7 protein-coding genes and 2 pseudogenes are annotated in these 13,608 nt (G+C 34.2%); 4 read left to right on the forward strand and 5 right to left on the reverse strand.

The window, feature by feature from the left end:
- The first annotated feature begins 61 nt into the window (after window positions 1-61).
- Window positions 62-325, forward strand: coding sequence for a translation initiation factor IF-1 (gene infA / locus ACQH2Q_RS01245; protein WP_007550159.1), 264 nt, complete (start codon window positions 62-64; stop codon window positions 323-325).
- Window positions 303-899 (forward strand): Maf family nucleotide pyrophosphatase, encoded by a 597-nt coding sequence (locus tag ACQH2Q_RS01250; RefSeq protein ID WP_010082554.1) that lies wholly within the window; start codon window positions 303-305, stop codon window positions 897-899. The genes infA and ACQH2Q_RS01250 overlap by 23 nt, the downstream gene beginning before the upstream one ends.
- Here the strand turns inward: ACQH2Q_RS01250 and ACQH2Q_RS01255 are convergent.
- The 5 genes and pseudogenes from ACQH2Q_RS01255 to ACQH2Q_RS01275 form a co-directional block, all read right to left on the reverse strand.
- A complete protein-coding gene (locus ACQH2Q_RS01255) occupies window positions 891-3,569 on the reverse strand; it encodes a hypothetical protein (RefSeq protein ID WP_174515885.1) in 2,679 nt (892 codons plus the stop codon). The two genes, ACQH2Q_RS01250 and ACQH2Q_RS01255, sit on opposite strands and share 9 nt — an antisense overlap.
- A 346-nt stretch (window positions 3,570-3,915) precedes the next feature.
- The gene (locus tag ACQH2Q_RS01260; RefSeq protein WP_425383524.1) at window positions 3,916-5,259 is read right to left on the reverse strand and encodes an alanine:cation symporter family protein; all 1,344 of its coding nucleotides are present in this window, start codon (window positions 5,257-5,259) and stop codon (window positions 3,916-3,918) included.
- Between the two features lie 1,173 nt (window positions 5,260-6,432).
- The gene (locus ACQH2Q_RS01265; RefSeq protein ID WP_155968372.1) at window positions 6,433-6,936 is read right to left on the reverse strand and encodes a protein-disulfide reductase DsbD domain-containing protein; all 504 of its coding nucleotides are present in this window, start codon (window positions 6,934-6,936) and stop codon (window positions 6,433-6,435) included.
- A gap of 304 nt (window positions 6,937-7,240) precedes the next feature.
- A pseudogene (locus ACQH2Q_RS01270) lies at window positions 7,241-8,166 on the reverse strand (IS5 family transposase).
- 284 nt (window positions 8,167-8,450) lie between these two features.
- Window positions 8,451-10,541, reverse strand: coding sequence for a hypothetical protein (locus tag ACQH2Q_RS01275; protein WP_425383525.1), 2,091 nt, complete (start codon window positions 10,539-10,541; stop codon window positions 8,451-8,453).
- 700 nt (window positions 10,542-11,241) lie between these two features.
- Between ACQH2Q_RS01275 and ACQH2Q_RS01280 the strand changes: the two are divergent.
- A pseudogene (locus tag ACQH2Q_RS01280) lies at window positions 11,242-12,155 on the forward strand (IS110 family transposase).
- Window positions 12,156-12,230: 75 nt separating this feature from the next.
- Entirely contained in the window at window positions 12,231-13,604 is a 1,374-nt protein-coding gene (gene lpdA / locus ACQH2Q_RS01285) for a dihydrolipoyl dehydrogenase (protein WP_151807945.1), read from the forward strand.
- Window positions 13,605-13,608 lie beyond the last annotated feature (4 nt).

The following is a 13,608-nucleotide window of genomic DNA, read 5'->3' on the forward strand; positions in this document are numbered from 1 at the left end:
GTTGATAATAATTTAAAATCTATAGTAGACTAAAAAAGATTATTAAATTACAATATAACATATGATAAAAGACGAGAAATCGAAAACAATTTTTGAAGTGGAAGGGGCAGTAACTGCTTTACTACCTGCAGCAGAATTTAGAGTGAAACTGGACAATGAACATGAGATTATCTGTCATGTATCAGGGAAAGTGAGAAGAAGTAAAATACGCATCATTATAGGGGATAGGGTGTTAGTTGAGATGAGCATTTACGATAGGAATGCGAGAAAGGGTAGGATCATTAGAAGGCTTAAAGGTACAAGTGACAGAACGATCTCTAAATAATCTTATTCTTGCTTCATCATCGAAAAGGCGTATAGCTTTACTAAAACAAATAAACATTGAGCCAGGTTTAATTTTGCCAGCAGATATAGATGAAGCCCCTTTAAAAAAGGAACTTCCGAAGGATTACTCAATCCGTATGGCAAAAAGTAAAGCTGAGAAAATACAAAGTTTAAATCCAAATTATTTTGTGCTTGGTGTTGATACAGTTGTTGCTTGTGGTAGAAGGATATTGCTCAAAGCTGAAAACGTTGAGCAAGCAGAAAAATGTATCCGCTTGTTATCAGGAAGAAGGCATAGAGTATACACCAGTGTATGTCTATTAACTCCCGATCAATCTAAACAACATATCAGGACTGTGGTTACAATAGTGAAATTTAAACGTCTCAGTGAACAAGAAATTAAGTATTATTTAGCATCAGAAGAGTGGAAAAATAGGGCGGGGGGATGCAATATACAAGGCCTAGCTGGAGTGTTCGTATTGTTCTTACGCGGCTCCTACTCTTCCGTTATAGGGTTACCATTACATGAAACCTATTGTTTGCTAAGCAATTATTTTAACTTCAATTTATATTGAAATACCTTTATTAGTATCTTTTTTTTGTTGTGACTCAGCAACCTGTTTAGCCCAATCTAGTGGTCTTTTATTTCTGTTAGCTAATGCAATTCTATTGCGATCATAACCATCAGTGTGTTCTGTTAAAGTATCTCCTCTTTCTTCTTCTATTACTCCAGCTTTCAGTTGTGCTTCATCTTTCTCTAGTAATTTATATAGTTCGCTATTTTTATCTACAGTTGGATTAGTGTCATTATTTTCTCGTTCTGCCACTGTTTTTTCTAACCACTTACGTATAGGGTCATATTGTTTACCTTCTCCTATCTTTTCTAAAATGTTTTCTGAGAATGAATCTTTAGGAATATTTTCTTTAGTAGCCTGTTGTGCCGGTTCTCTTAACCCTTTATCCGGGTTTCCCAATGCTCCTTTTAACTCACTCGTATCTCCGATTTCTTTTGGTTCAATGTTTTCTAAGCTCTTCTTTAACTGTTCAGGATTTACTTGAGATTGTTCATTATTGTCATGAGTTGGAGATGAATAGCCCGAATCGTTTGCTTTTATGTCTGTTGAGCTGTCTTTTAGCAACCCAACTTCTCTCAAGCGTTTTTTAGTTTCTTCGCTAATCTGACTCTGATCAGCTGGTTTTAACCCGAGATTTTCTTGACCTAATGTATTTTTAAGTTCTTCAAATAGAGTTAGATTACTTTGTCTAATATGTTCTTCTAATTTCCTTCCTACCTGTTTTAAATCTGTTTGAGATTTACTATCACTATTAGTTGGAGATATATAGCCTGAATCACTTATACTATTTGGTGTTGAAGCAGAGACACTAATAGTTGGACCTTCCACTATTTTTACATCTGCTAAATCGTCTTTTTGCAATCCATCTTCTTTATCTTGTGACAGTTTATCAGTAGGATCAACTTGCCTTAATCCTCTATTATCCTGCTGTGATCTATCTCTGATTTCTTTAAGAAGATTTTCAGGTGGAGTTTGATCACTTTGTTCAATGTTCTCTAAGCTCTTCTTTAACTGTTCAGGATTTACTTGAGATTGTTCATTATTGTCATGAGTTGGAGATGAATAGCCCGAGTCACTTTTATTATTGAGTGCTGTAGCAGAGAGCGGCTGTTCACTTTCTTTCCACTTAGCATCACTAGCATCTTGGTTATCACTGTTATCTGGAGAAGATGAATAAGGAATTATGTCCTTTAATGTCTCTAACGGTGATGGGTTATTTTTTCTACTTCCTGCAATTGATGCTTTTCTATCATCAACATCAATGTGCCGTAAGTTGTTTTTCTTGAAATTTCTGATGTCTTGTAACAGATCGCCTTTGCTATTTCCTTCTTGTTGCTGGGTTTTAGGTTGTTGCTGATCATTAGGTGTTTGCTCACTTCTATCTGGTTTTTGGCTTCCAGGTACAGCATGTCCAAATGTAGGATTGTCATACCGTTCATCTTCTTGCCTATTATCTTGATTGTGGCTTACAGACTTGGTGAAAGTAGAACTATCTGAAGAATCAGAAGTTGCACCTTTTTGCTGATTATTAGGTGTTTGCTCATTTTCGCGCAAGTCATCTGGTTTTTGGCTTCCAGATTTGGCTCCCCCTTGCTCATCGAAAACACCTTTTTTAGGTGGTAGTGAACTAGTTCTAGGTGGAAGTGGCGGAGGAGTTTTTTTGTTCTGAGGATTCTCCTCAAAAAGCGATTGTAGGTTATAAACTTGACCTCCCGAATTTGCTTCTCGTGCTGCTTGTCTAAGCTCACGCTTTTCTTTAGCCTCCTGAGAATTAATTTTATCGTCAAAATCTTTTCCAATTCCGCTATCGTAAGACTGCCTTCTGCTGTTAGATTGTGGTCCAAAATGTGAATGGTGATCTTCTTTTTTTCGAGTTATATCAGTAGCTTGAACACTAACATCTCTATTAACATCAATTCTTGTCGTAGTTTCAGATGATAGCTCGTTACTGTCTTTACTATGTTGCATCTCATTCACTTTTCCTTGTCCTTTCTCCCTGAATTGTATTTCATGCAAGAATAAACCACCTATTTTTACATCTCTGTTTACTTCTAACCGTTCTAGAGAAAAATCATCACCTTTAACAAGGTCTACACCGTTAGCATCAATCTTAATTTTGATCTTACATTCCTTCCCCTCCGCATACCACTTTAAAGTCATTTCATATGAACCATCAGTTACGACATAATGTCTTATTTTTTTCCCTTCTTCCTCGGCAACAAAACCATGCATTCCGCTCTTTCCATCACTATGCAATGTTGAAAATCCCGAGATTTCATTCTTCTCACAAAAATCACTATTTAAAAATTCGCTGATTTTAAACTCTTTTTTGTCATCTCCCAGCGTAATACTTGCGTGATTACCGTATATTGAAACTCCTGCAACATCATCAACATACTCTTTCAACCTTTCTTTAACTTCACTTTCAAGCTCTTGTCCAGCTTTCTTTGTCTTGTCGCATTTCTGAAGAATAACTCCATATGCTTTATCTTTGTTTTCTTCTTCGTCCCAATTCCAGTTGGCGTGTTTTGTTAAAAACTTTACTGTGTTAAAATCAACTCTAGCATTATAAATTGGGTCGTCTTCCTTTTTTATTTTATCAAATAAAGGAAAAATTTCTTGAATGCGCTCATTATAAATGTGTTCTTGTTGTGTATCGTTAGTGCCCATATATCCCTCACTAATAACCCTCTGCCTTTAGTTCTAGCTAATACTAGCTAATATAATTATCACAAGCATTGGTTGAATTTTTATTAAGGAAGGTTGTGTTACTAATGTGATGACACAAGCTATTTTATGGTAACATCAAACGATTTAAGTTGTCATTCCAGTCTGGAATCAAGCCTTTCACGAACCCCATCAAAAATGTTGTGTTTTAACATAAGATTAGCTACTTTTATGCTCACTAACTTAGTGCCAATCAAGATTCCTGGATCCCAGTGTCTGGGCACTGGGATGACATCCTTCTTGGCGGAAATCACTCTTATATCACAACAGCTGCATAGCCTAAATTGCTTTAGCTATAGCTCTGTTTTTGCAACTTCAAATATCTGCTACTCATAGTAAACACTTCTGGATCTTGAGAGGTTAGCTTGAGTATAGCGAGTATGTTGATAAACAACAAAGCAGCAATCGAGATATCAGCAACATCCCATAGCAACCGGACTTTACCTATCGCACCAAGCGGAATGATCATGGTAAAAATTACAATCCAGATTTTAGTGTATTTATTATCCATAGACACATAGCGTATTGTCTGTTTTGAGCAAAAAAACCAAGTAAAAATAGTAGTAAAGGCAAAACAAAACATTATGGCCATAATTAAATAGTCAATATAGGGCCAATTCATAGCTTTTCTAAAAGCAAATATGCACATGTTAGTACTCTCTAAATCAGTGACCCAAGAATCTGTGACAAGCAGTACCATTGTTGTAATAAACACTATGAATGCAACTATAAAAGGCGATATTATTGTGATTAGGCTCTGTTCAATAATAAATTTATTATTATTTTTCTTAGGAACAATTGAAGAATGTACGATTCCTTCGAGGCCAAGCCCTATATCTGTTGCAAAAATACCTCGCAAAGTTCCAACTTGAATAATAGTCAACATTTCTAAAATCAAACCTAGAGATAAACCAGAGTTAAAGCTACTAGTTGTAAAAAAACTGCTTGTTATTAGTTTTAGAGAAGGAAGAATATTTTCACTAAATTTAAATAATATGATACCGCAAAGTGTGAGGTAACTTACCGTCATTATCGGTATCATAGCCGATATAAAAATTTTAATTTTTTTTAAGCTGAGAGCTGCAACAACAAAAAATATTATGGCCATTACAATGCCACCAATGACTACAGGCACATCTATCATGTTAAGTGGTATTGATAGAGAATTTACCTGAACAAGGTTACCAACTGTTATTGAAACCATTATCATAACAACTAGAAACACAATTGTAGCTTTTCTAGAGTTAAATGCATCAGCGATGTAGGCTACAGGGCCACCTATAAACCGTCCGTTCTTTTCCTTTCTGGTTTTTATACTTAGATAACAAGTGACATATTTTATCACAGAAGTGATAACAATAATTATCGCCATCCACAAAATAGAGCCCGGTCCTCCGGTTTTTAGAGCAACAGCAGTTCCTGAAATATTTCCTACTCCTAAATTTCCCCCTAAAATTGTAAACAGAGCGGCTATAGAAGAAAATTTATTTTCTCCTTTTTTAGCTCCAAGGAGTGAAAGGGCGTATGGTAATCTAAATACCTGTAGCCATTTTAGTTTAATCGATAGGTAAACACCAGCAACTAGCATGAGTAATATTGTTGGCAGTAATAAAACAAACTTTACTGTATCCATCTGTAAAAGTGAGATTTTTATTTGAGTATACAACAAAAATTGAAAATACCTAACCTATTTTCTATGTATGACTTCGTTTCCGTCATTCTAGAAACCTTTTCTTGTCATCCAAGTAGCGTGACACATAACTGTACGAACATTGTAATATGGTACAATGTTAAGACGATGTCATTCCAGTGCTTGACACTGGAATCCAGCTTTTAATGCAACCCCTCACCAAAAATATTGTGTTTTAACATAAGGTTAGCTACTTTTATACTCACCAACTTAGTGTCCAATCTGGATCCCAGTGGGCTTTGTTGCATCGCTACTTATGAAAGGCTAACTATAGTTAGGATTATAAGCAACCTATTGAAAATCTTGTTTTTTTGCAATCAATCTGATCAAATTTAAGAATAGTAATTTGTTATTTATATTAATAAATTTAATTCTATTGAAAATAGCTAAAGCATTGAAATTCTTGAATTTTAGCCGGATTGGTAAATGGTAGTGAAATTTCTTTTACTCAAATTTAGGTATTCATTGACCGTTCTTGTTATAAATACCAGAATAATAAGCTACTGATATTCCCTATCTTTTTTATCTTTAATCCATCATAGCTAGCGATGCAACAAAGCCATCCCAGTGTCTGGACACTGGGATGACATCTTTTTTCTTGGTACAAATTACTCTTATATCTCAATGTTCGTACAGTTAGTGCGTGACACTGGGATCTAAATTTTTTATGCGAAACCATTATGTTTATATACTTGTAGGCCCAAGTTCCTCACATAGTGAACAAAAAAGTAAATGAGATTCCAGTGGGCTTTGTTGCATCGCTAGCTATGATGGATTAAAGATAAAAAAGGTGGAGAATATCAGTAGCTTATTATTCTGGTATTTATAACAAGAACGGTCAGTGAATACCTAAATTTGAGTAAAAGAAATTTCACTACCACTCACTAATCCGGCTAAAATTCAAGAATTTCAATGCTTTAGCTATTTTCAATAGAATTAAATTTATTAATATAAATAACAAATTACTATTCTTAAATTTGATCAGATTGATTGCAAAAAAACAAGATTTTCAATAAGTTGCTTATAATCCTAATTATAGTTAGCCTTTCATAAGTAGCGATGCAACAAAGCCATTCCAGTGTCACGCGCTGGAATGACACCTACCCCATGAGAACTCTATTTTTCATACCACTCATTTATAAGTTTATTGATATCAGAATCTATAAAATCCTTTAATGGTTGCCTGATTTTTATCTCAACATTTTTAGGGATGCACCTATCTTTACATATCGCATAATTTATATGGAAGTTAAGGTCAATATACCCTTGATTTAAAAATATATTCATCTTAAAGGGAAATAATACCATACCCTCATATACGTTACTTACAAACGTCTCTCTCCCTACTTTATCTTTATGTTCCTTTGGAATAGGCCAGTGAATATTTATATCTGATGCATTACCTTTGTAACTAATAGACGTGGGAAGGCCAAAATCTCCAGGATCTTTATAATATATGTGCCAGCCTGGTTCTACTGTAACCTTTATTGCACCTTTAAGAGTGAAGCTTGCTTCATTTATCTCGCCAATAAGTAAATCAAATTTTGCAATTTCCTCGTCAGCATATAGTTGAGTGCAAGAAAAAAATAAAAACAATATTAAATATATATGTATTTTCATTAAGGTAAATTTCTCCTTTTATAGAGAAAGTAATTTAGATTTTAATTATTATATTTAATAGTATTATATAGATTATTTATTAATATAGCATTATGCTATAGCTAAACTGACTTACGACAATCTGAAAAACGACAAATTCGTCATTCCGCTACTTGTTAGCGGAATCTATGCCGAGATACCGCGAATGAATCCACAACTGTACGAACATTGTGATTTTGGCCCATAAGGAGGGTGTCATCCCAGTGCTTGACACTGGGATGGCTTTGTTGCATCACACTTTATGAGATGGTGATTTATGGTAAATTCATGTAACTATCTCAAATTTAGCCATACCAATATCAGTGAATTTATTAAGCAAATAGCATTTAGTTCTTTTTCTCGATTTATCTCAGATTTATTCCTAAAACTAAATCCGAATATTTGCTTTAATCTTGAGAAAAACCCTTCAATATAAGATCTTTTCCCATAATTTACTTCTTTTTTCCATTCTTTCATGCCATCTTCACCGTATAATTTTATTAACCTAATAGCAGCATTCCTGTTAGACATATAATCTATTTCTGGATGTTCTGCCGCATTGTTTATTGGTGGAATTTTTGTCTTTATATCATATTCGTTACACAACTTATAAAACTTGTGCCTATCACATGCTCTATCTGCATATAGTGCTTTTATGGCATGCTGAAAATCAACTTCTTTTAGCAAATCACAAGCTCCATAGTGATCAGCCGTTACTGTATTTTACAGCTATGGCTTTTTTGTTGTTTATATTCAACATTACGTGCAATTTTCTCGTTTGCTCATAGCCACGATATTTTCTGTCAGTGCTATTTTCCTTGCTGTGTGTTGTTGTATATACTAATTCCTGTACTGTCTATAGCAATTTCGATATCTTCCATATTATTTTCTGCAATCATTTATCTTAATATTAAGTTTCTTAAACCTTCTTGATGCTTGTGAATAGCTGATAACTGCCAAATCTCTTCCTATTTGTTACAAATACCCTTTTATAAACCCGACTGTTTGTCTTAAACCAATTCTAAAGAAACTGACGATTATATGCACCAAAATCACAACTTTATCACTATAAATATAGTTGCCGCCCTGCATTTTTGGACAATTCTCGTACCAATTTTCTATGGCGTCATTGATATAACAAAAAATGCTTCCTCTTTCTTGGAGAAATTTGTTATATTCATGGCAGTTACTGACTCTCATTTTTTGTGGCATATTTTTTCTTCAACAGTTAAATGGCTATTTATAATGAATTTTGTCAGTAACTGCCAGTTCTTTTCACTTGAGCGATGCAACAAAGCCCACTGGGATCCAGGAATTTTATTAAGTTGGTAAGCATAAAAATAGCTGTTTTTTGTTAAAATACAATGTTTTGATGATTATGGAAATGCTGGATTCCAGTGTCAAGCACTGGAATGACATCACAGGGGCACTGGAATTTTTGTTTCAATATTTGTACATTAGCCATGCATCTGAACAGATACTGTAAATTAGCTATATTACATTAGCCCATCAGATGAGTTGTAATGGTTATAATTGTCTGATAAGTGATCTCTAACATCGTGACCTAACTCATTGGCATCAGGCCTAACTTCGTGATCTAACTCATTAGCATCGAGCTTAAACAAAGAAGGATTATCATCAGATTGTTGATTAGACTCTTTCTCTTTCGACCCAAATAACCATGAAAAGAGTGATGAGATAGAATCAATAATGGATTTAATTGCTGAAAAAATATTGGATAAGAAATTACTGGGTTGCTGAGTATCCTCTTCGGCTGATTCTGGTTCAGGCTCTTTTCCTGCTCTGTCATCCACATCTTGTTCAGGCTTACTTCTGCTTATGAGTGTCTTATCTAACCATTTGGACATATTCTTGTCTGGATTATGAAAATACATTTTCTCTATGTCCTTGTTTTCATCAACAAAAATTACTACAGTTGCATTCTGACTTAATGACCCTTCATTTAATCTATAACGTTCACTAACGAGCGATTCATGAGAGTTCTTTATATCTTGAATCAATCGAAGTTTTTCTTCTTCTACTAAAAGGTAACCTCTGTGTTGTATAGCATAATTGGTCCCTTTGTACTTAAATTGCAACATTCCTGTAACCTCTGTGTAGTCATCACCTTTTTGTTCTTCTTCTGGCTCTGGATTCGTGCGGTTTTCATTTACCTCTTCTTCAGACTTACTTCTGCTTATAAGTGTCTTATCTAGCTGTTTGAATATATTTTTGTCGGAGTTTCGAAAATACATTCGACTTATCTCCTTATTTTCATCAACGTGAATCGATAAAACTGTATTCTCATTCCCCAATCCATCACATTCACTAACGAGCGATTCATGAGAGTTCTTAATGTCTTTGATAAATTGAAATTTTTCTTCTTCTGAAAAGTACTTGCATCTTACGTTATAAGTGGTGCCTTTGTATTTAAAACTAAATATCCATCCATGGTCTTTATATTCATCTACTAGTTCATGAATATTCTTGACATTTTGTATAGCTTTAAATTTTTCATCTTCTGAAAAGTCCTTGTATCTTACGTTATAAGTGGTGCCTTTGTATTTAAAACTAAATATCCATCCATGGTCTTCATATTCATCTAGTCCAGAATTCTTGACACGTTGTATAATTTGAAATTTTTCATCTTCTGAAAGGTCCTTGAGGTATATACTACCAGTTGTATCTTTATATTTAAATTTAAACATCCATCCATGATCTTCATATTCATCTACTAGTTCACGAATATTCTTGACATTTTGTATAGCTTTAAATTTTTCTTCTTCTGAAAGGTTCTTGTGATATTTATAAAGTGTACCTTTATATTTAAATTTAAACATCCATCCATGGCCTTCATATTCATCTACACCCATCTGCTTGCAAATAGCTTTATAATTTTTTTCTTCTACCTCTCGTCCAATGACATTCGCTATGAGTTCAGTATCCAGAATATTCAAAGTTTGGACTGTTGCCGATGGTGAAAAACGCAATTGAAATATGTGGCCTAGCTCATGACCTAGAACAAAATCCATGGCACTTTGCTTATATGTCAGAATATTCTGACAATCTGTTACTCCTCGTGTAATATATCCTGGACCACCATCTTCATCTATGCCGAGAAGATTGTTATACTTTGTATAATCGCTTCTATTATTAAAAATGTGAACCGTTATATTGTAACTTGCATTACTATTTTTCAAGCAAAACTTTTCTTTAAATGCTTCATAGGCAGTTTTAATGTCTGTTTCTATTTGGTTTTGTTCCTGCTCAGATAAGTTGTCGTATTTTATAGTACAATTTATATACCCGTATTTAACGGTAAAGCTGTTAGACAAAACATCATGTATATTTGTGGAAAAATAATTGAACTGCTTTGACTCAGCTTCCTTATACAATTGATGCCCATATTTATCCCTAGAATACTTTGGTAGTTTAGGTACTTTGGCAATTAAGTTTTTGTTACTATCAAAAAAAGAAATATCAGAATTACCAATCCTAAAATCCTTTATAGATTGCCCGCAAGTGCCATCATTTGCACAATCATGATTATCTTTCTTATTAAACCATGCGTTGGTGTATTTTTCCATTTTGATACCTCACTACCAAACCTTACTATATTATTATCTTGGTAAAAATCATAATAATTCGTTAACTTGTATTTTAAATCTGTATCAAATGTGCTTTTCTCGTAAGGTATCAATTGTGAAGTAATTAACTTTATTTGTTTAAAATTTTGCTAAAATAGCTCTTTTTATACTATGTTTTATATAGCTAAACTGACTTAGATTTACTGACAATTTGAAAAACAAAAATTCGTCATTCCGCTACTATAGTATTTTCTAAAACGAATGATAAACGTCTAAAATGGTATTACCAACTAAAAGGTGTAAGTTTGTACATTGATGCATTAGAGGTCTGAGGCGACTTTTGATGGTGTGCCAACAATGCTCTATCGGATTTAGATCTTACTATTACCCACAAATATAAATGTTTGTTGCATAGCTCTTAATGGCATAACTTTTGCTTGGAATAACTGTTTATATGGTGCAATTTACAGCTTTTAGTTGCTAAAATTATAACTCTTAGTTTAATAATTTTAATCTAATAAGCTTTCAGGTTAATAAAATTAAATTATTTGAGTAAATACAATACTATGTTTTTATTTGTGGGTAATAGTAAGGCTTAAAGCAAAATGTAGTACGAACGGTAGGTGGATCTAAAAGATCGAATTACAATCCTGTATACAGCATTTTGCATTATTGTTTGATTATATTTATAGGTACAAAAATGGCTAGAATAATTTTCATGGGAGTAGATGTTTCCAAGGAAGCATTGGACATCTCAATTAATGGCAAGCATAAGCGCATAGCAAACGTGAGTGATGCTATATCTAAGTTTATAGAAACAAATATAGTCGATTTACCCATCAAGTTATGTGTAAGCTGGTGGCTATGAAAAGCTCATTATAAAATTGTTGCAAGATAACTGTCCATAAAGCTCACCCGAATCGGGTATATGCATTTGCCAAAGCTTGCAATCATTTTGCAAAAACTGACAAGTTAGATGCTAAATTACTGGAAAAATACGCTGAATTTGTCAGTAAAGACGGTGAAGTAAAAGGATGTATAATTTCACAAAAGCAAGAGGAATTAAAGGAGCTGGGGGCAGTTGAGCGTAATTTAAATGATGCAATTCATGCAAACAAGTGTCGCCTGCAAAGTGCGACGGGAAAAGCTAGAGAATACATAGAAAGACAGATAGGGTTTGCTGAAAAACAATTGAAAGAAATTAGGCAAGACATAGAAGACGCAATAGCTGAATTGAAAGGAAAAAATGAGCTTTTAATCAGCTATAAAGGTATTGGATCAAAGACGGCGAGCGTTCTACTGACAGAGGTGCCTGAGCTTGGTAGATTAGAGAATAGAGAAATTGCATGCTTAGTTGGAGTTGCACCTAAAACTAGTGAAAGTGGAAGAAAAGTTGGCAAAGCTCAAATCAAAGGAGGCAGGTTTTATGCAAGGAAAGCACTATACATGTCAGCTCTTGTTGCTATGCGCCACAACAGAAAAATGAAAGCGTTTTATCAGCGTTTGGTTGATTCTGGCAAAGCTGCTAAGGTTGCATTAGTTGCTGTCATGAGAAAAATTATCGTTTGTTTAAATGCCATGATAAAAAATAACAACTTTTATCTTGACTCTTAAGACGGTAGATGACAGACCATTGATTGTATGGGTTCCATCTGTTATATATAATCTTTTTGAATACGAAGAAAACTGATGAATGAGTATGATATTACGGTTATAGGTAGCGGTCCTGGTGGTTATATAGCGGCAATTAGAGCGGCACAGCTTGGGTTTAAAACTGCAATTGTGGAAAAAGAAAAAAATTTAGGCGGTATATGCTTAAATTGGGGATGTATACCAACAAAATCACTGCTTAGAGCATCTGAGGTTTATAGGCTAATAAAAAGATCAAAAGAGTTTGGTATAGAAGTAAAGGGAGCGAATTTTGATATACAATCAATAGTGAAATACTCAAGAAACGTTGTTGATAAATTGTCAAGCGGTGTTGCATATTTGATGAAAAAAAATAATATCAAAGTTCATCAAGGTTTTGGTAAACTTGCAGGCAATGGTACTATAAAAGTCGTTAGCGATAAGGAAGAACAAGAAATTGTTTCCAAGCATATCATTTTAGCAACAGGCGTGAGGGCACGGAATCTGCCTGGAATAGAGGCAGATGGAGATTTAATATGGAATGCGCAGCACGCTATGACTCCAGAGAGATTACCAAAATCGCTACTAATTATAGGGTCTGGTGCAATTGGAATAGAATTTGCAAGTTTTTATAGTACTTTGGGTGTTGATGTAACAATCATAGAGATAAAGAGCACTATTTTGCCGCTGGAGGATAAGGACATTTCAGATTTAGCACAAGAAATATTCACAAAACAGGGGATAGAAATATATACAAGCAGTAGCGTAAAAGCTCTTACTAAAAGTAAAGACTCTGCTCAAGTGCTACTAAGTAGTGGTGAGAGCAAAGAATTTGAGAGGGTGATTGTTGCGGTTGGAATTCAAGCAAATATTGAAAATATAGGTTTAGAAAATACAAAAATTAAATTAAGCCCTTCTGGCTTTATTGAAACGAATGAATGGTATGAAACTAGTGAATCAAATGTGTATGCAATAGGTGATGTAGCTGGCCCACCATGTTTAGCACATAAAGCGAGCCATGAAGCCGTGATCTGCATTGAAAAGATTGCTGGTAAAAATGCTCATGCGTTAAAAAAAGAATGCATACCAAATTGCACTTATTCTCATCCACAAATAGCGAGCATCGGCCTTACTGAGGAACAGGCAATAAAAGGTGGGTATGATATAAAAATAGGAAAATTTCACTCTAACTTTAATGGTAAGTCTGTTGCACTCAGTGAAACTGAAGGGTTAGTGAAAACGATTATAGATAAAAAAACCGGAGAAATTCTGGGTAGCCACATGATAGGTGCAGAAGTAACGGAGTTAATTAGCAATTTTGCTCTTGCAAAGCAACTAGAAGGAACAGACTTCGACATAAAATCTACGATTTTTCCTCATCCAACCATTTCAGAGATGATACATGAATCAGTGCTTGCTGCAGATGTTAAATAGTTGA

The sequence above is a fragment of the Wolbachia endosymbiont (group A) of Melieria omissa genome (assembly GCF_964031125.1).
GTDB classification, from domain to species: domain Bacteria; phylum Pseudomonadota; class Alphaproteobacteria; order Rickettsiales; family Anaplasmataceae; genus Wolbachia; species Wolbachia pipientis.